The 19,865-nt window shown below is 41.6% G+C and carries 20 protein-coding genes; 16 read left to right on the forward strand and 4 right to left on the reverse strand.

The genetic code is table 11. The features are described from left to right. Nucleotides 1-32 precede the first annotated feature (32 nt). Both pflA and pflB read right to left on the reverse strand, forming a co-directional pair. Nucleotides 33-776, reverse strand: a complete 744-nt coding sequence (gene pflA / locus CS060_RS03450; protein WP_035050502.1) for a pyruvate formate-lyase-activating protein — start codon at nt 774-776, stop codon at nt 33-35. Between the two features lie 48 nt (nt 777-824). After that, entirely contained in the window at nt 825-3,053 is a 2,229-nt protein-coding gene (gene pflB / locus CS060_RS03455; protein WP_371411588.1) for a formate C-acetyltransferase, read from the reverse strand. A gap of 300 nt (nt 3,054-3,353) precedes the next feature. On the opposite strand from pflB, the gene CS060_RS03460 reads away from it, so the two are divergent. The 3 genes from CS060_RS03460 (at nt 3,354) to CS060_RS03470 (ending at nt 5,594) form a co-directional block, all read left to right on the forward strand. Then, nucleotides 3,354-4,154 (forward strand): basic amino acid ABC transporter substrate-binding protein, encoded by an 801-nt coding sequence (locus CS060_RS03460; RefSeq protein ID WP_035050231.1) that lies wholly within the window; start codon nt 3,354-3,356, stop codon nt 4,152-4,154. 67 nt (nt 4,155-4,221) lie between these two features. Next, entirely contained in the window at nt 4,222-4,875 is a 654-nt protein-coding gene (locus tag CS060_RS03465; protein WP_035050234.1) for an amino acid ABC transporter permease, read from the forward strand. Next, nucleotides 4,872-5,594 (forward strand): amino acid ABC transporter ATP-binding protein, encoded by a 723-nt coding sequence (locus CS060_RS03470; protein ID WP_006321072.1) that lies wholly within the window; start codon nt 4,872-4,874, stop codon nt 5,592-5,594. Before CS060_RS03465 ends, CS060_RS03470 begins: the two co-directional genes overlap by 4 nt. 40 nt (nt 5,595-5,634) lie before the next feature. On the opposite strand, the gene ald is transcribed toward CS060_RS03470, so the two are convergent. Together ald and CS060_RS03480 are read right to left on the reverse strand one after the other, a co-directional pair. Continuing rightward, nucleotides 5,635-6,765 (reverse strand): alanine dehydrogenase, encoded by a 1,131-nt coding sequence (gene ald, locus CS060_RS03475; protein WP_035050237.1) that lies wholly within the window; start codon nt 6,763-6,765, stop codon nt 5,635-5,637. 120 nt (nt 6,766-6,885) lie between these two features. Next, the gene (locus tag CS060_RS03480; protein ID WP_099668689.1) at nt 6,886-8,109 is read right to left on the reverse strand and encodes a PucR family transcriptional regulator; all 1,224 of its coding nucleotides are present in this window, start codon (nt 8,107-8,109) and stop codon (nt 6,886-6,888) included. 215 nt (nt 8,110-8,324) lie between these two features. Here CS060_RS03480 and CS060_RS03485 point away from each other — a divergent pair, with 215 nt between their 5' ends. The 13 genes from CS060_RS03485 to CS060_RS03545 all read left to right on the forward strand — a co-directional run bounded on the left by CS060_RS03485 (nt 8,325) and on the right by CS060_RS03545 (nt 19,829). Then, complete coding sequence (locus CS060_RS03485) at nt 8,325-8,807, forward strand: PTS sugar transporter subunit IIA (protein WP_035050239.1); 483 nt, start codon at nt 8,325-8,327, stop codon at nt 8,805-8,807. A 39-nt stretch (nt 8,808-8,846) separates the two neighbouring features. Further along, nucleotides 8,847-9,677, forward strand: coding sequence for a PRD domain-containing protein (locus CS060_RS03490; RefSeq protein WP_099668690.1), 831 nt, complete (start codon nt 8,847-8,849; stop codon nt 9,675-9,677). Nucleotides 9,678-9,866: 189 nt separating this feature from the next. Continuing rightward, nucleotides 9,867-11,237 carry a sucrose-specific PTS transporter subunit IIBC gene (locus CS060_RS03495; RefSeq protein WP_035050242.1) on the forward strand — a complete coding sequence of 457 codons (1,371 nt, stop codon included), beginning with the start codon at nt 9,867-9,869 and terminating at the stop codon, nt 11,235-11,237. 36 nt (nt 11,238-11,273) lie between these two features. Continuing rightward, nucleotides 11,274-12,239: a carbohydrate kinase family protein gene (locus CS060_RS03500; protein WP_035050245.1), complete on the forward strand. Its 966-nt coding sequence runs from the start codon at nt 11,274-11,276 to the stop codon at nt 12,237-12,239. Next, nucleotides 12,236-13,675, forward strand: a complete 1,440-nt coding sequence (locus CS060_RS03505) for a glycoside hydrolase family 32 protein (protein ID WP_035050247.1) — start codon at nt 12,236-12,238, stop codon at nt 13,673-13,675. The genes CS060_RS03500 and CS060_RS03505 overlap by 4 nt, the downstream gene beginning before the upstream one ends. Nucleotides 13,676-13,788: 113 nt before the next feature. Next, nucleotides 13,789-14,730, forward strand: coding sequence for a DNA-binding transcriptional repressor DeoR (gene deoR / locus CS060_RS03510; RefSeq protein WP_035050249.1), 942 nt, complete (start codon nt 13,789-13,791; stop codon nt 14,728-14,730). 175 nt (nt 14,731-14,905) lie between these two features. Further along, on the forward strand, nt 14,906-16,120 hold the full coding sequence (locus CS060_RS03515) for a NupC/NupG family nucleoside CNT transporter (protein ID WP_035050251.1): 1,215 nt from the start codon (nt 14,906-14,908) through the stop codon (nt 16,118-16,120). A gap of 20 nt (nt 16,121-16,140) precedes the next feature. Then, nucleotides 16,141-16,806: a deoxyribose-phosphate aldolase gene (gene deoC, locus CS060_RS03520; protein ID WP_035050254.1), complete on the forward strand. Its 666-nt coding sequence runs from the start codon at nt 16,141-16,143 to the stop codon at nt 16,804-16,806. A 15-nt stretch (nt 16,807-16,821) separates the two neighbouring features. Continuing rightward, entirely contained in the window at nt 16,822-16,992 is a 171-nt protein-coding gene (locus CS060_RS03525; RefSeq protein WP_003397112.1) for a XapX domain-containing protein, read from the forward strand. 25 nt (nt 16,993-17,017) lie between these two features. Further along, nucleotides 17,018-17,413: a cytidine deaminase gene (locus CS060_RS03530; protein ID WP_019416459.1), complete on the forward strand. Its 396-nt coding sequence runs from the start codon at nt 17,018-17,020 to the stop codon at nt 17,411-17,413. A gap of 98 nt (nt 17,414-17,511) precedes the next feature. Then, nucleotides 17,512-18,708: an MFS transporter gene (locus CS060_RS03535; protein ID WP_035050256.1), complete on the forward strand. Its 1,197-nt coding sequence runs from the start codon at nt 17,512-17,514 to the stop codon at nt 18,706-18,708. A 61-nt stretch (nt 18,709-18,769) separates the two neighbouring features. Continuing rightward, nucleotides 18,770-19,585 (forward strand): glycosyltransferase family 2 protein, encoded by an 816-nt coding sequence (locus CS060_RS03540; protein WP_035050258.1) that lies wholly within the window; start codon nt 18,770-18,772, stop codon nt 19,583-19,585. Nucleotides 19,586-19,595: 10 nt separating this feature from the next. Then, entirely contained in the window at nt 19,596-19,829 is a 234-nt protein-coding gene (locus CS060_RS03545) for a hypothetical protein (RefSeq protein ID WP_099668691.1), read from the forward strand. The last annotated feature ends 36 nt before the right edge of the window (nt 19,830-19,865 follow it).

Raw genomic sequence — 19,865 nt, forward strand, 5'->3', positions numbered from 1 at the left:
ACCGTACGTACGGTGGTGTGAGAGGACGGAGGTTAATCACCTCCTCCTACTCGATCGCCTAATATTTCCTTTGCTTTTTCGACAAGTTCTTCTGATGGCGTCGGGATGCCTTCAAGTGGATACGTGAGTCCAAGTGCTTTCCATTTGTATACACCGAGTTGATGATACGGAAGAACTTCAACTTTTTCGACGTTGTGCAACGTACGAATGAAGTCAGCTAAGCGATGTAAATCTTCTTCATCGTCTGTGACGGTCGGAACGAGCACATGGCGAATCCAGACAGGTACGTTTCGTTCTGATAATAGACGTGCAAACGCTAAAATATGTTCATTCGTTTTTCCTGTTAGTTTACGATGTTTTTTTTCATCAATATGTTTTAAATCAAGCAAAATTAAATCTGTGTATTGAAGCAATTCATTTAATTTTTTTTGAAATGATGCTTCCGTCGTATAACATCCGCCAGACGAATCAATCGTTGTATGAATGCCAAGCTGTTTACAACGGCGAAATAGCTCAATTAAAAAATCGATTTGTAAAAGCGGTTCTCCGCCACTAACCGTTATTCCGCCGCCAGATGCTTGCATAAAAGGCAAGTACGTCTTTGCATCAGCGATGATTTCATCAACAGACATTTGTTCTCCTTTGCCAATTTCCCACGTATCTGCGTTGTGGCAATATTGGCAGCGCAACAAACAACCTTGAGTAAAAATGACGTAACGAATGCCGGGACCATCCACCGTTCCGCACGATTCGATTGAATGAATAAATCCGTTCATGTTGTTTCCTCCTAGGTAGAAAGCTCCCACGATGCGTGGGAGCTTCCATTACATTGTTTCATGGAACGTCCGATTAATGACGTCAATTTGTTGTTCACGTGTTAATTTAATAAAGTTGACCGCATAACCCGATACGCGAATCGTTAGTTGCGGATATTTTTCAGGATGTTCCATCGCGTCAAGCAACGTGTCGCGGTTAAAGACGTTGACGTTTAAGTGATGACCGCGTTTTTGCGCATATCCATCTAAAATCGCCACAAGGTTTTGAATGCGTGTCGCTTCATCTTTACCGAGCGCTTTTGGTACGATCGAGAACGTGTTTGAAATGCCGTCTAATGCATATTCATACGGTAATTTTGCGACAGAGCTTAACGATGCAAGCGCTCCTTTTGTATCGCGACCGTGTAATGGATTCGCACCAGGTGCGAACGGTTCACCAGCGCGACGACCATCTGGTGTATTTCCTGTCTTTTTACCATATACGACGTTTGATGTGATCGTTAAGATAGATGTCGTATGTTTCGAATCGCGATACGTTTTATGTTTGCGCAATTTTATCATAAAGCGTTCAACAATATCGACCGCAATTGCATCAACGCGATCATCGTTATTGCCGTATTTCGGGAAGTCGCCTTCAATTTCAAAGTCGACAGCTAAGCCATTTTCATCACGAATCGTTTTTACTTTCGCATATTTAATCGCACTTAATGAGTCAGCGACAACGGACAACCCAGCGATACCAGTTGCCATCGTGCGCAAAATGTGCGTATCGTGAAGCGCCATTTCGATTCGTTCATAACAATATTTATCATGCATATAATGGATGACGTTTAATGTATTAATATACAATTCTGCTAGCCATTCCATGACGTTGTCAAATTTGCGCATCACTTCATCGTAGTTTAAGTATTCAGATGTGATTGGCGCAAACTCTGGGCCGATTTGCACTTTTAATTTTTCATCCACGCCGCCGTTAATCGCATATAATAATGCTTTTGCAAGGTTTGCACGCGCGCCGAAAAATTGCATTTGCTTGCCGATTCGCATCGCGGATACGCAGCATGCGATGCCATAGTCATCGCCAAACTCAGGTCGCATTAAATCGTCATTTTCATATTGAATGGAGCTTGTTTGAATCGACATTTTCGCGCAATATTTCTTAAACGCTTCTGGCAACTGTGTCGACCAAAGAACCGTTAAGTTTGGTTCTGGCGCTGGGCCTAAGTTATCGAGTGTATGCAAGAAGCGGAATGAGTTTTTTGTTACAAGTGGACGACCGTCAATCGCGACACCGCCAATGGACTCTGTGACCCATGTTGGGTCGCCGCTAAATAACTCGTTGTATTCTGGCGTTCTTGCAAATTTGACGAGACGCAATTTCATGACGAAATGGTCAACAAGTTCTTGCGCTTCGCGTTCTGTTAATGTTCCTTCTTGCAAGTCGCGTTCAATATAAATATCTAAAAATGTAGAGACGCGGCCTAAGCTCATGGCTGCACCGTTTTGTTCTTTAATTGCTGCAAGGTAAGCGAAATATAGCCATTGGAACGCTTCGTGTGCATTGCGCGCTGGTTTAGAAATATCGTAGCCGTAACTTGCAGCCATTTCTTTTAATTCTTGAAGGGCACGAATTTGTTCAGCTAATTCTTCACGAAGACGAATGATGTCTTCACTCATTGTACGCGCACCTGTGTTGCGTAAATCTTTTTTCTTCTCCTCAATGAGGCGATCGACACCATATAAAGCCACGCGACGATAGTCACCGATAATGCGACCGCGTCCATAGGCGTCAGGAAGTCCTGTAATAATTCCTGCTTTTCGCGCCGCTTTCATTTCGTCCGTATATACGTCGAATACGCCCTGGTTATGCGTTTTACGATATTGCGTAAAAATTTTCTTTACTTCATCACTTACTTCGTAGCCGTACGCTTCGCATGCTTGCTCGGCCATGCGAATACCGCCAAATGGCATAAGCGCTCGTTTAAACGGTTCGTCTGTTTGAAAACCGACGACTTTTTCGAGTTCTTTATTTAAATAACCAGGTCCGTGCGACGTAATGGTCGATACGATTTCCGTATCCATGTTGAGAACGCCGCCTCTTTCGCGTTCTAGTTTGGAAAGTTCCATCACTTGTTCCCAAAGCTTTTTCGTTGCTTCCGTCGGACCTTGTAAAAATGATTCATCCCCCGTGTAAACGGTTACGTTATTTAAAATAAAATCGCGGACGTCAATTTCTTTTTTCCACTTATCGCCTTTAAACGTTCTCCATGCGTCCATTAACGCTTCATGTACAGTCAGTAGCGCCATTATAATCTCCTCCCATTCATTTAGGAATAATAAAAATATCCCCTATATAAAGAATACTACTTTTTGACAACGTGAGGAGCATAAAGGATTGAAGAATTTGTGAAAAGTTGATCAAAAATATTTTCTAAAATAAAGATTTTTCCAAAAATTATTTTTATAAAATTTGTTGCATAAAAACAAAAAAGCTGATAATATGTGAAACATGAGGAGCATAACATGTTTATACACAAATATTTATTATTTTACAGCAAATAGTAAGGGGGAATAACAATGATAAAAAAAGGAATGATTGCAACGCTCGTTTTTATGCTTATGTTTGCGCTTGTTGGCTGTAGTAGTTCGACAGAAAAAACGGCGACAACAGAAAAGAAAATTACTGTCGTCACAGATGCGGCGTTTGCTCCATTTGAATACATGGATAAAGGGGAAATTGTCGGTTTTGATGTCGATTTATTAAAAGCTGTCATGAAAGAAGCTGGACTAGCATATGAATTAAAAAACATCGGCTGGGATCCATTGTTTGCGGCTATTCAAGGAAAAACAGCGGATATGGCCGTCTCAGGTATTACAATTAACGATGATCGGAAACAAACGTATGATTTTTCGATTCCGTATTTTGAATCGACACATATGATTCTTGTGAAAGAAGGAAGTTCGATTAAAAGCGCGAAAGATTTACAAGGAAAAGTGGTCGGTGTCCAAAACGGTACAACGGGACAAGAAGCCGTTGAAAAAATTTTAGGAAAAGAGAATCCAAATATTAAAAAGTTTGAGAATACAGTCGTTGCGATTATGGACTTGTTAAACGGTGGCGTGGAAGCAGTTGTGACAGATAATGCCGTTGCAAACGAATACGTAAAAAATAATCCAGACGCTAAAATTGTAGCGTTCGAAGACCCAGAACATTTTGAATCTGAATTTTACGGCTTTATGTTCCCGAAAGGAAGCGAGTTAAAACAAAAAGTAGACGAAGCGTTGAAAAAAGTCATTGAAAACGGAACGTATACAGAAATTTATAAAAAATGGTTTGGTACAGAACCGAATATTGAATCATTACAACAACAGCAATAACGTTGATGTAAAAATTGCGTAACTTTAGACAGTTACGCAATTTTTACAAAGGGAAAGGTGATTAATGATGGATTTTCGTTTCAACATTATTGTAGAATATGCACCGTTTTTTTTGAAAGGAGTGCTCTGGACGATCGGCTTATCGTTAGTTGGTATTGTTTTCGGGACGATTCTCGGTTTAGCGATTGGGCTTGGGAAAATGGTTCAAAACCGTCTCGTCCGTTTGCCGTTTGATTGGTACGTTCATTTTTTTCGTGGCACGCCATTGTTCGTACAAATTTTACTTATTCATTTTGGAGTTATGCCGGTGTTTACCGCTCAGCCGAATCCGCTCGTATCCGGCGCGATTTCTTTATCTTTAAACGCAGCTGCGTATATTGCGGAAATTTTCCGTGCTGGCATCCAGTCCATTGATCGCGGTCAAATGGAAGCCGCTCGTTCACTTGGAATGACACACGTGCAAGCGATGCGCTACATCATTTTGCCACAAGCGATCAAACGTATGATTCCGCCGCTAGGCAATGAGTTTATCGTCCTTATTAAAGATTCGTCTCTTGCGGCAATTATTGCGGCGCCTGAATTGATGTACTGGGGAAGAGCGATGCAAGGGCAATATTATCGCGTTTGGGAACCGTACTTAACTGTTGCGCTCATTTACTTAGTGCTTACCCTATCATTAAGCAAGTTGCTACATCGGTTAGAAAGAAGGTATGATACATGATTCGGGTTACAAATTTAAAAAAATCATACGGATCACTCCAAGTGTTAAAAGGAATTGACGCACACATTCGTGAAAAAGAAGTGGTTGTTGTCATCGGTCCTTCGGGGTCGGGAAAGTCGACGTTTTTACGTTGTTTAAACATGTTGGAAGATTTTGATGAAGGGGATATTGTCGTTGATGGATTTCATTTAAAGGATCCGAAAACGGATTTAAATAAAGTGCGTGAAGAAGTTGGGATGGTGTTTCAACGATTTAATTTATTTCCGCATATGACGGTGCTTGATAATATTACACTCGCCCCGATGAAAGTGCGCAAATGGTCGAAAGAAAAAGCGACAGAAAAAGCGATGCAACTGCTTGCGAAAGTCGGTTTACAAGATAAAGCGCATGTATATCCGGATTCATTATCCGGGGGACAGGCACAGCGTGTTGCCATTGCTCGTGCGCTTGCGATGGAGCCGAAAGTGATGTTATTTGACGAGCCGACGTCTGCGCTCGATCCAGAAATGGTCGGGGAAGTACTTGCCGTCATGAAACAACTCGCAAAAGAAGGAATGACGATGGTCGTCGTAACGCATGAAATGGGATTTGCGCGTGAAGTCGGGGATCGTGTTCTCTTTATGGACGGTGGAGTAATTGTAGAAGAAGGAACGCCACAACAAATTTTTGATGCACCACAACATGAGCGAACGAAGTCGTTTTTATCTAAAGTGTTGTAGAAAAAAGGTGTCCCATATGCGAGGACACCTTTTGCTTTGCTTATGCTAATAGTTGTTTTTCCAAAGCCACTTCAACAGGAACGTAGTCGTAACCGAGGTCGCGCGCGACAGCTTCGTATGTGATTTCTCCGTTTGCAACGTTTACACCAAGGCGTAATGCAGGGTTGTCTGCGACCGCTTTGTGTACGCCTTTATTTGCAATTTGTAATGCATATGGCATTGTGACGTTTGTAAGTGCAAGTGTTGATGTGCGTGGCACAGCTCCAGGCATATTTGCTACTGCGTAGTGAACGACGCCGTGTTTCACATATGTTGGGTTGTCGTGCGTTGTTACATGGTCGCTCGTTTCAACAATCCCGCCTTGGTCGATCGCTACGTCAACGATGACTGAACCTGGTTGCATCGCTCTTACCATTTCTTCTGTCACTAATTTTGGCGCTTTTGCTCCTGGGATTAATACTGCACCGATCACAAGGTCAGACTCCGCAACAGCTTGTGCGATGTTCATTGGGTTAGACATAAGCGTATTAATTTGGCTTCCGAAAATATCGTCAAGTTCACGTAAACGTTCTGCGCTTAAGTCAATAATCGTGACGTTTGCACCTAAGCCGATCGCCACTTTTGCTGCGTTCGTTCCAACGACACCGCCGCCAATGATCGTTACTTTTCCGCGGCTAACGCCTGGGACACCGGAAAGAAGAATACCTTTTCCGCCTTTTGTTTTTTCAAGAAATTGGGCACCAATTTGTGCTGCCATGCGTCCTGCTACTTCGCTCATCGGTGTCAACAGCGGTAACGTACGACCAACTTGTACCGTTTCATAAGCGATTGCGATGACGCCTTTTTCTTTTAGCGCACGCGCTAACTCTGGTTCAGCAGCGAGGTGTAAGTATGTGAACAATACTAATCCCGGACGGAAGTATTCGTACTCGCTTGGTAGCGGTTCTTTTACTTTCATTACCATATCCGCTTGCGCCCATACATCTGCGGCGCGTTCAACGATTTGTGCGCCTGCTTGAACGTAAGCTTCATCTGTGAAACCGCTTCCAATTCCTGCATCTTTCTCAATGATGACAGTATGTCCATTGCTGACGAATGACATAACGCCAGCTGGTGTAATCGCTACACGATTTTCATTATTTTTAATCTCTTTTGGAACACCAATAATCATGTGCTGTTTCCCCTTTCATGTTGTCTTTCGTTATTATCTACAGTATAAATGTTTTTTATCATTTGTTGTTTGTTTAGAAAAGAGAAAGAAAAAACAAGCTTTTGTGGATTTCCACAAAAGCTATGTTGTCCGATATTTGTCTAATTTCATATCGATATATAGTTTTACTTTTTCGCTCATATTGCTTAAGTCAATGTTTCCAATTTCACTTATTCGCTTCAGACGGTAAGCGAGTGTATTCGGATGAATATTGAGCGTTTTCGCCGTTTCATTGACGTTGCTGTCACAGTCAAGATACGTTTCAATCGTCTCGACTAAGTTGGTATGATGTTGGGCATCGTATTGTTTCAGCTTTTCGAGCGCGGCGTTGTGGAAATCTCCATGTCGTTTTTGTTCAAAAAGCAAATCAAAAAATTGATACATGCCAAGATGTTGATAGCTTTGAATATTGGCAAGTTGATGAGGAAAGGCGCGTTTCATTTTTAACACCGTTTGTGCTTCTTCGTAACTTTTGGCGATTTTTGTATAACATTCATACACATTTCCGAACGCTCCCATCAAAATGTCGACGCGAAATCGCTCTCTCATTTGTGTCATAAATGAACGAAAAAATCGTTCAATGTTTGCTTCTCCATAGACGTTCGAGCTTGGAGCGACGAGCACGATGAGCCGCTGATGGTCGATCGTATAAAGCGGAATAGCGAGTTGTTGTGTCGTCTTTAATAAATAATCAATTTGCCGCTCCACTTGCGTTTGAATCTGTTGTTGAAATTGAAAAATGCCAACAGAAAAAAAAGGATATACATGCACGTTTAATTGATGGCATTGTTCAACGATGTCATGAGGAGAAGAAACGTGTCCCGTTAACAGCTTCCAAAAAAACTCTTGAATGCGCTCTTCTTTTTTATGTTTGCGAATTTGTAGTTGTGACAACAAATTTTTCGCTGCTTTCGCTGCTTGTTTTAACAAATGAAACTGCTGCTCTGTCCACTGCTCATTCATTTCAATTGCCCAAATAAACCCGAGCACCTCTTTATTTTTCCAAATCGAAATGGCGATGCGGTTGCCGAGTCCTACTTCTGAAATTTCTGTGACACGAACAGGCTCTTCGCTCTGCAAAAGTTTTGGAATTACCCCTTCACGCCATAAACTATTAATGACCCGCTCTGGCACGCGACGATGGATGATTGTCGCCGTGCGAGCCGGATCGGTGTAATGTTCATGTCCACTATAAGCAATTAAGCGATGGTTTGCATCTTCAATCGTAATCGGACATTGTAATAACTCGCTTACACGGTCGGCAAACTCCTCTAAACTTTCAAAATGAGTGGCAAAAGGATTCATGACATCCACTCCGTTTCTTACGTTGTTTTTTACGATTATTGTAGCATATTGACAAATGAAAGAGCTTACTTTACTCTATAAGTGAAAAAGTCGCATATTGTGGGATTGTGACTGCGTTGCAGGCAAGACCTAAAACGGATGAAAGAAGGTTTCTTTCTTGCGTTTTAGGTCTTTTATTTTTATCCAAATAATTCTTTAGGAAGGAGATATTTCAAATGTTTCGTTTGTTTCGTAAGCGTGAAGAGGTCATTGTTTCCCCTTTAACAGGAAATGTACGATCGCTTGAAAATGTTCCAGACCCTGTGTTTGCTCAAAAAATGATGGGTGATGGCTTTGCGATTGAGCCAACAGATGGTGTCGTTGTTTCACCGATTCATGGAGAAGTAGTACAAGTGTTCCCGACAAAACATGCTGTTGGTTTGCGTTCGGATGAAGGATTAGAAATTCTTATTCATGTTGGGATTGATACAGTTCATATGCATGGAGAAGGATTTGAAGCGTACGTGAAAGCAGGGGATCGTGTGAAGGTCGGGGATTTACTTTTGTCGTTTGACTTGGCGCTTGTGCAACAAAAAGCGGAAAGTCCTCTCACCCCAGTCGTGATTACAAACGGGGACGTGGTGGACGAGTGTCATCGAGAGCATATAGAACAAGCAGAAAGAGGAAGTACTGTTTTAATGAAAGTGAAATTGAAATAATATATATGTGATAAAACAATCGCTGTTAAGGGGACGAAGATGACGTTGCGAATCCATAAAATTTTGAACAATAACGCTGTCGTTGTATTGGATGAAGGGCAAGAGAAAATTGTGATGGGGCCAGGCATTGCTTTTCAAAAAAAGAAAAATGACATTGTACCTCGTGCAAAAATCGAAAAAATTTTTGTGATGGAAGAAGAAAATGAAAAATTCCAAGAGTTGTTACGTACCCTTCCAGAAGAACATATTGATATTGCCGAAGAAATTATTAGCTATGCTGAAGGAGAATTGCGAGCACCTTTAAACAATCATATCCATATTGCATTGACAGACCATTTATCATTTGCGATTGAACGGATTCAACAAGGGTACCAAATACAAAATAAGTTGTTGAATGAAATTAAAGTGCTGTATAAAAAAGAATATCAAATAGGTCTTTGGGCAAAACAACTGATTCGAGAACGTCTTGGCATCGACATTCCTGATGACGAAGTTGCCCATATTGCTCTTCATATTCATACAGCGAAAATGGACGCAGCCAGCATGAACAGAACGTTAAAACAAACGACTTTAATTCGAGAAATGATCGATTTGATGAAACAAACATTACATGTTCATATTGATGAAGAAGGAATATCTTACCAAAGACTTGTGACACATTTGCGTTTTGCACTGAACCGAATTGAAAACGGTGATTTGTTTCATTCGATGGATGAAGAGATGTTAACGCTCATTCAAACGAAATACGAAAGAGAGTTTGCATGCGCTGTTGCGATAGCTGAATATGCAAAAAAGGAATACGGAATCCAATTTCCTGTCACCGAGTTAGCTTATATTACGCTACACATTCAACGCTTAACCACAAAATAATCATTTTGTAGAATATTGACGAATTTTGAATAATAATCTAAAATGAAAGCGGATAAAAAATGAAATACCGTAGGATTGTGACTGCATAAGCAGGCAAGACCTAAAATGTACGACGATGTTTAAGGCATTCGTATGTACATTTTAGGTCTTTTTGTTTTCTATCATTTTATATGCAGAGGAGGAGTTTATATGAATTACGAACACATAACAAAGCAACTTTTGTCTTTGCTTGGTGGAAAAGAAAATGTCATTAGTGCGGTTCATTGTGCAACTCGTCTTCGTCTTGTTTTAAAAGACGAAAAGAAGGTTAATCAACAAGCAATTGAACAACTTGATGGGGTCAAAGGTGCATTTTCTAGTTCCGGTCAGTATCAAATTATTTTTGGTACAGGTGTTGTCAACAAAGTATACGAACAGTTTGTCAAAGAAGCAGGTTTACAAAACGTAAGTGCCGATGTGCACCAAGAAGCAGTCAAGCAAAAGATGAATCCGATCGCTCGTCTCGCGAAAACGTTGTCAAATATTTTTGTTCCAATTATTCCAGCTATTGTAGCTAGCGGATTGCTTATGGGATTGCTCGGGATGATGAAGGCTTTCAAATGGGTAGCGCCAGATAGTGCATGGATTGTATTACTTGATATGTTCTCAAGTGCCGCTTTCATTATTTTGCCAATTTTAATTGGTTATAGTGCTGCGAAAGAATTTGGGGGAAACCCGTTTCTAGGAGCAGTGATCGGGGGAATTATGACTCATCCTGCTTTGTTGAATCCTTGGGGATTAGGAAGTGCTGAACCTGAGTATTTGCATTTTCTCGGTTTTGATATCGCAATGATTGGATATCAAGGAACGGTCATTCCAATTTTGCTTGCAACATATGTCATGAGTAAAATCGAAAAAAGCTTGCGAAAAGTCGTTCCACACGCCGTCGACTTGCTTGTTACACCATTTATTACGGTTATTTTAACAGGTTTCACTGCGATTTTAGTCATTGGTCCACTTGGAAATATAGTTGGGAAAGGAATTACAACAACGTTAAACTTCGTATATGACACAGGTGGAGCGCTTGCAGGCCTCATTTTCGGTGGTCTGTATTCGATGATTGTAATCACAGGTGTTCATCATAGTTTCCATGCGATTGAAGCCGGATTGCTTGCGGATATTGGTAAAAACTATTTATTGCCTATTTGGTCAATGGCAAACGTTGCTCAAGGTGGAGCGGGTTTAGCAGTATTTTTAAAATCAAAACGGACGAAAACGAAAGAAATCGCTTTGCCAGCTGCATTTTCCGCTTTTCTAGGCATTACTGAGCCTGTTATTTTTGGGGTTAACTTGAAATATCGGAAACCGTTTATTGCAGCAGCTATCGGTGGTGCTGTCGGTGGTGCGTATGTGGTATTTACAAACGTTGTGGCAAATGCGTACGGATTAACTGGTATTCCAATGATTGCGATCGTGGCACCGATGGGGATGGCGAACTTAATAAACTATTTAATCGGCTTTGCAATTGCGGTTGGTACAGCATTTGTGGCAACATGGATATTAGGATTTAAAGAAGAATAAGGCGAGCGAATAACTCGCCTTTTTATGTAGGAGGGAATGATGATGAAGCAAGGAATTATTAGTCTTGGTGAAGCGTTAATTGATTTTATTCCACTTGATGCAACAAATCGGTCGTATCAAAAAAGTCCAGGGGGAGCGCCGGCAAATGTTGCGGTTGGTGTCGCACGCCTCGGTGTTCCATCGACGTTTCTAGGGAAAGTTGGTCGCGATGTATTAGGCGTTTTTCTAAAAGAAACGCTTGATGCATATGGAGTGAATACATCTTTCCTTCAATTTAGTGATGATGTTCGCACAGGTGTTGTTTTTGTAACGTTAGCGGAAAACGGAGAACGGAGCTTTGATTTTTACATTAACCCGAGCGCTGATCGCTTTCTATGCGAAGAAGAAATTGATGAGTCGTTATTTCGGACACATCGCATTCTTCATTTTGGTTCGATCTCACTGATTAGTGAGCCAGCACGAAGCGCTACAAAGCGAGCTGTTATGCTAGCGAAAGAAAACGGCATGATCGTTTCATATGATCCGAATTTGCGCCTTGGCTTATGGGAAAGCGAACAACAAGCTCGCGAAATGATTATATCGATGCTACCAGAAGTAGATGTACTTAAAATTTCTGAAGAAGAGTTGACATTTATTACGGGAGAGAAAGATATTCAAAAAGGTATTGATGCCCTTGCCCTATACAATATTCCTCTCATCGTCGTCACGCTAGGGGAAAACGGTAGTTATGCGTTTACGAAAGAAGGATCCGTCTTTACGCCAGCGCTTAAAGTAGAGGCGGTTGATACGACAGGAGCCGGCGATGCTTTCGTTTCTGGCATGCTGTATTGCTTGCACGAAAGAGAAGGAACAATTGATTCATTATCCCTTCCGGAAATTGAACAAATGGCGCGTTTTGCGAGCGTTTCTGGAGCGTTAGCTGCATCAACGAAAGGGGCAATGACAGCGTTGCCAACACGCGATGAAGTCGAACGTATTTTACGCGAAGGTTGGTCGAAATGAAATCATTGAACGAAAAAAAACAAATACAGCTTGCGGAAGAAGAAGTAAAAAAATATGCTTCAATTGTTGAAAGTGACCCAAATCGTTTGCGTTATCATTTAATGCCTCCTGTCGGATTAATGAACGATCCAAATGGACTGATTTATTGGAAAGGGACGTACCATGTGTTTTATCAGTGGATGCCGTTTCAAACGACACATGGAGCAAAATTTTGGGGACATTATACATCGCGTGACTTTGTTCATTGGGAAAGACAAGCGCCTGCATTAGCTCCAAGCGAATGGTTTGATCGAAACGGTTGCTACTCCGGAAGCGCCGTGGACAATGATGGTGTACTTACACTTTTTTATACAGGCAATGTCAAAGACGATGACGGAACACGCCATACGTATCAATGTATGGCAGTATCAAGTGACGGTGTTCGCTTTGAGAAAAAGGGAGTTGTTGTTCATCTCCCAGACGGTTACACGGCTCATTTTCGTGACCCAAAAGTGTGGAAGCATGAAAACAAGTGGTATATGGTGATTGGCGGGCAGAGCGAGCAATTAGATGGGAAGGCAGTATTATTTCGCTCTGATGATCTCATGCATTGGGAGCATATCGGTGCTATAGCAGGAGGAGAGGACGGAAACTTTGGGTACATGTGGGAGTGCCCAGATGTATTTCGTTTAAGCGGAAAAGATGTACTGATCGTCTGTCCGCAAGGATTGCAACCGGAAGGCATGCACTATCAAAACGTATATCAAGCAGGATATTTTGTCGGACAGTTAAATTATGAAACAGGACAATATGTACACGGTACATTTACTGAGCTGGATCGAGGGTTTGAATTTTATGCGCCACAAACGATGGTCGACGAGCATGGGCGTCGCGTGATGATTGCTTGGATGGGGGTACCAGATCAAGACGAAGATCAGCACCCGACAATTGCTTATCGATGGGTACATGCATTGACATTACCGCGTGAACTCGTTTTAATCGGAGATAAATTATATCAGCGTCCGATTGAGCAGTTGCAGTTGCTTCGGAGTGACGAAGTTCATCATCCAAATGTATTCTTGCAGAAGGAAGTTAGGCAATTTGATGGTGTAAAAGGAAAAACGGTTGAACTGCTACTTAAACAGATCGATGGTAAAGGTGTTTTCTCCATTCATATACAAAACAATGTTTCATTTTCATATGATTTTGAACAAAAAGTTGCGACGTTAGAGAGAGAAAGTTTTGCTCGAAATGGCATGAAAGAGAAACGACAATGTTTATTATCACAATTACACACGATTCACATGTTTATCGATACGTCGTCTATTGAAATTTTCTTAAATGATGGAGAGGAAGTATTTACGGCGCGGTTTTTCACGAAAGAAGAAAATGAACATATCTCATTTCAGACAAATACGGAAGCTTCGTTTCATTTATCTAAATGGAAATTATGTTAAAACTTTTTCTTGTCAAATGTTCAGTTTTTTTCGTATCATGAAAGAAAAGGGAGTATTCCTTCAAATATGGAAGGTTGCTCCTTTTTCATTCATAAATAAAAGGTGATGAAGCGATGGAGCAAGATAAGCTAAAAAAAGTCGTTGAAGCAGCGAAATTGTATTATTTACTAGACTACAATCAAAACGACATTGCAAAAAAGCTTGGCGTATCGCGGCCGACGGTGTCGCGTCTACTACAGCAAGCAAAAGAAGAAGGAATTGTAGAAATTAAAATTAACGATCCGGCTGAAGATATTCAACAGTTAGCAAAACAACTTGAACAAAAGTTCAATCTAAAAAAAGCAATTGTTGTATCGGTTCCCGAACATCAAGATGGCATTATTAAAAAATATTTAGGAAAAGAAGCCGCCGAGTATTTACGTTCGATCGTCAAAGACGGCGATGTGATCGGTGTGACGTGGGGAACAACGTTGTATCACGTTGCATTACAGCTAAAGCATAAACATGTCAAAGACGTCAAAGTTGTGCAGCTAAAAGGTGGCGTTAGTTTATCCGAAACGAATACGTTTGCGTCAGATATTTTACACTTGTTTGGAAGCGCCTTCAATGCAACGGTGCACCATTTGCCGTTACCTGCAATCGTGGATCATGTCGTTGTTAAGCAGGCGATGGAGGCGGACCGCCACATTCGCAAAATTCTTGATCTCGGTCGGCAAGCGAATATTGCTGTATTTACAATTGGACCAATTAAATCAGAGTCGCTATTGTTCCAGCTCGGTTATTTTACAGAAGAAGATTTGCAAACGATTTATTCAAAAGCTGCTGGTGACATTTGTTCACGCTTTTTTGATCAAACTGGGAAGCTATGTAGCGAAGAGCTCAATGCACGCACGCTCGGCATTGAGTTAGAAGAGTTGAAAAATAAGGAATACTCGATTGTGATCGCGGGAGGCATTCATAAAGTGGCTGGTATATACGGAGCACTGAAAGGGAAATATGCCAACGTATTAGTGACAGATCAATTTACTGCCGAATGTTTGTTAGAAAAAGAATAAAGAAACGACAAATGGGGGAAAAGAAAAAAGCCCCCTTTATTTATGCAAAGAAGGAAGAAAGATTTAGTCAAACCATGAATTTTCTTTGACATTTGTTCATGTTAACGTTTACATATGTTCGTTTTCCTGTTATATTGATTACGTAATCAAAATTCAACTTATAGGAGTGTGCAACATGAATATCGTTTGGGGACTTGTTGGTATTGTTGTTGTCCTTGGGATCGCTTTTCTTTCTTCAAACAACCGCAAAGCGATTAATCCGCGAACGATTTTAGGTGGTCTTGCGATTCAAGTCACTTTTGCGTTTATCGTTTTAAAATGGGAAGCAGGAAAAGCTGCATTACAATGGTTAACAAATGGTGTAACAAGCATTATTAACTATGCGAACGAAGGAATTAACTTTTTGTTCGGTGGCATGTTTGCGGCAAAAGGAATCGGATTTGTTTTTGCATTCCAAGTGTTGCCGGTCGTCATTTTCTTCTCCGCGTTAATTTCTGTTCTTTACTACATTGGTGTCATGCAATGGATTATCAAAATGATCGGTGGTCCGCTTGCGAAATTGCTCGGAACGAGCAAAGCGGAGTCGATGTCAGCAGCGGCAAACATTTTTGTCGGTCAAACGGAAGCGCCTCTTGTGATTCGTCCGTATTTGTCTAAAATGACACAATCGGAATTGTTTGCGGTTATGACAGGGGGCTTAGCATCGGTTGCCGGTTCTGTTCTTGTTGGTTACTCGCTTTTAGGTGTTCCGCTTGAATATTTACTTGCGGCAAGTTTCATGGCAGCGCCAGCAGGATTAGTCATGGCGAAAATGATCGTGCCAGAAACAGAGCCGATTAAAGAAGACGAACATTTTGAGATGGAAAAAGACGAAGAATCAACAAACGTTATCGACGCAGCGGCGCGCGGGGCAAGTGACGGCTTAAAGTTGGCTCTAAATATCGGTGCGATGTTGTTAGCGTTTATTGCGTTAATCGCGTTAATTAACGGATTGCTTAGCGGAATCGGAAGCTTGTTTAATTACGATGGTCTAACGCTTGAGAAAATTTTAGGATTTGTTTTCGCACCTATTGCGTTTGCGATTGGTGTACCGTGGTCTGAAGCGGTGACAGCTGGTGGATTTATCGGCCAAAAATTAATTTTAAACGAGTTTGTTGCTTATTCATCGTTTGCGCCACAAATTCCAGACTTATCAGCAAAAACGGTAGCGATTGTTAGCTTTGCGCTATGTGGATTTGCTAATATTTCTTCGATGGGTATTTTACTTGGTGGTTTAGGAAGCTTAGCGCCAAATCGTCGTAGCGACATTGCGCGCATGGGCTTAAAAGCTGTCCTTGCTGGTATGCTTGCTTCATTGTTAAGCGCATCCATTGCGGGTATGTTTATTTAAAAAACAAGGAGGAATGAATGATGAACATTGCTAGCATGATCGATCATACGTTATTAAAGCCAGAAACAACGAAAGCACAAATTGAAAAATTAGTGGAAGAAGCAAAAAAATATGAATTTGCATCTGTATGTGTGAATCCAACATGGGTGAAATTCGTTGCTGAGCGTTTACAAGGAACGAAAGTAAAAGTGTGTACAGTCATCGGCTTTCCGTTAGGAGCGACAACACCAGAAGTAAAGGCGTTTGAGACGAAACAAGCGATTGAAAACGGTGCGCAAGAAGTCGATATGGTCATCAATATCGGTGCGTTAAAAGACGGCGATCATGAGCTTGTAGAGTGCGACATTCGTGCTGTTGTTGAGGCAGCAAAAGGAAAAGCTTTAACAAAAGTAATTATTGAAACAGCGTTGTTGACAGATGAAGAAAAAGTGCGCGCATGCGAAATTGCCGTTCGCGCTGGGGCAGATTTCGTTAAAACATCAACAGGATTCGCAAGCGGCGGTGCAACAGTAGAAGACGTTGCATTAATGCGCAAAACAGTTGGTCCAAACGTTGGCGTAAAAGCATCTGGTGGCGTGCGCAGCGCAGCGGACGCAAAAGCGATGATTGATGCAGGTGCAAACCGTATCGGTACAAGCTCTGGACCAGCGATTATGGAAGGAACAACGTCAAACGAAGCATACTAATGGAGGCATTGACCGATGAAAGAAGTATTATTAAGCTTACTTGCTGGGCTTGTTGTTGGGATTTTATTTAAATTTTTACGTTTGCCATTGCCAGCCCCGCCTGTATTGGCAGGAATGATGGGGGTATTTGGCGTATATTTAGGTGGCGTCGTTGCCGATTGGTTAATGAAGACGTTTTTTAACTAAACAGCCCAAGAAGGGATGATCAACAATGAATAAACAACAGTTAATTGAAGCGGCAAAACAAGCGAGAGAGCGGGCGTACGTTCCGTATTCAAAGTTTAAAGTGGGAGCAGCGCTATTAACGAAAGACGGAAAAGTGTACGGTGGTTGCAACATTGAAAACGCCTCATACGGTTTATGCAACTGTGCAGAGCGTACCGCTTTATTTAAGGCGTACTCAGAAGGTGATCATGAGTATGCGATGTTAGCCGTCGTTGCAGATACGGAGCGACCAGTTCCGCCGTGTGGCGCATGCCGTCAAGTCATTGTTGAATTATGTGATCCAAATATGCCTGTCATTTTAGCGAATATGAAAGGCGATATGCAGGAAACAACAGTAAAAGAACTTCTTCCTGGAGCGTTTTCAAAAGAAGACTTGCGATAAGCGTCGGTTTTTCCCGACGCTTTTTGCATTGATACATAACAAAAAAGGAAATATAATCATGAGGAAGACAATTTGACAGCTGACAACGGAGGGATGACATGAGTAAAGACGTATCAAGAAACAAGTTGCTTTGGATTGCCGGGCTTGGTTGGTTATTTGATGCGATGGATGTAGGGATGCTTTCGTTTATTATTGCTGCATTGCAAAAGGAATGGAATTTAACGGCCGAACAAATGGGTTGGATCGGAAGTATAAATTCGATCGGCATGGCAGTCGGTGCGCTCGTTTTCGGATTGTTAGCTGACCGCATTGGGCGAAAACAAGTTTTCATCATTACGCTTTTATTATTTTCGATCGGTAGCGGACTATCCGCACTTGCGACAACGTTAACGGTCTTTTTAATTTTACGTTTTTTTATCGGCATGGGACTTGGTGGCGAACTGCCTGTTGCGTCAACGCTCGTATCGGAAAGCGTTGCTGCACATGAGCGAGGAAAAGTTGTTGTTTTATTGGAAAGCTTTTGGGCAGGTGGTTGGTTACTAGCAGCGCTCATTTCATTTTTCGTTATTCCAGCGTATGGATGGCAAATGGCGCTTATTTTAGGAGCTGTACCAGCGCTATATGCCATTTATTTGCGCATGAACTTGCCAGATTCACAAAAGTTTATGGCGACGAAAAAGGAGCGTCGTTCCGTCTGGCGCAATATCGCAGACGTTTGGGCAAAACCGTACGCGAAACAAACGACAATGCTTTGGATTTTATGGTTTGCGGTCGTCTTTTCTTATTACGGCATGTTTTTATGGCTACCGAGCGTCATGGTCATGAAAGGATTTAGTTTAATTAAAAGCTTTGAATACGTACTTATTATGACGTTAGCGCAATTGCCGGGTTATTTTAGCGTCGCATGGTTAATTGAGCGCATCGGTCGAAAAGCAGTACTGATCATTTATTTAACTGGTACTGCATTAAGCGCTTATTTCTTCGGAAATGCTGAGACAGCTACCGCATTAATGACATTTGGAGCATTGTTATCGTTTTTTAATCTCGGTGCTTGGGGAGCGCTTTACGCGTACACACCAGAGCAATACCCGACTGTTATTCGTGCAACAGGGGCGGGGATGGCTGCTTCATTTGGACGCATTGGTGGCATTTTAGGACCGCTTCTTGTCGGCTATCTCGTGGCACAAAACGTATCAATTACGATGATTTTTGCTGTATTTTGTATCGCGATTTTCATTGGTGCACTCGCCGTTCTTTTCCTCGGCAAAGAAACGAAACAACAAGAACTCGCATAATCACTCGAAAAGAAGCTATAATGGTATCATTGTAGCTTCTTTTTTGAAAGGGGATTTTCTTTTGGGCGTTTCTATAGTTATTGCAACATATAACCGATTACTACCTTTAGCAGAATTGCTAGAATCGTTAAGCAAACAAACGTATAAACCAACGCAAATTATTATTGTGAACGATGGGGGTTCATCGGTACAAGCCGCGGTCGATGCGTATCCTGAGCTTCCTATTGAGCTCATCCAATTGTATGAAAATGTCGGGCACGTTGAAGCGCGAAATATCGGTGTGCGTGCGGCGACAGAAGACTTTATTATGCTTTGTGATGATGACGACTTGCTATTGCCATGCCATATGGAGCGAATGATTGCGAATATGAACGATGCGGATTTTGTATATTCGGACGTAGAAATTTTTCATTATCGCACGGAGAATGGTATGCGCATACCGACCGATCGCTTTTTATTTGCATATGAATTCGATTTACAAGCGATGCGTTCGTTTTCGACGTATGTCCCTTCAGGAAGCATGTATCGGCGTGCCATTCATGATGTAATTGGATATTTTGATCCGTACGTTCATAACTATTGGGATTGGGATTTCTTTTTACGTGTGGCAAAGGAGTTTCGCGTCAAACGCGTACCGACAGCGAGCGTCCTTTATGCTTTTTCAAATGAAGGTGATCATTTATCGAAACAAATGAATGAAACGAGACAAATGTATTTAAACCGATTAAGTGAGAAACATGGCCTCGGCGATTTGCCGACAAAAAACTTTTGGCTTCTTTTATCGGAGCCGGATGTGCAAAAACGGCGTGCAAAAAGTGAAATTATATGGGATGGTGAACCGTTTCGCTCGCGACTTGCTCACTCTATTCATTGTTAGGAGAGGGAAAATGTATTGGTGGAGCGTTCAGCAATTATTTATTTTACTTTTGTTTTCACCGCTTCTTACTCGTCACGTATTTGATGGGCACGTCAGCTCATTTTTCTTGTTCGTTTGCTTCGCTTTTGGAACGACCATATTTGCGGAATATATGGTGAAGAAAAAAGGAAAACAAACATGGCTATTTGTCTTTGCGCTATTATGTAATGTGTTTGTTTTACTCACTTTTCCTTTTTTTGTATGAGAAAGCAGAGTCTTTGTGAAGGCTCTGTTTTTTTGT

It is taken from the genome of Anoxybacillus flavithermus, from assembly GCF_002742685.1.
Lineage (GTDB): Bacteria > Bacillota > Bacilli > Bacillales > Anoxybacillaceae > Anoxybacillus > Anoxybacillus flavithermus_E.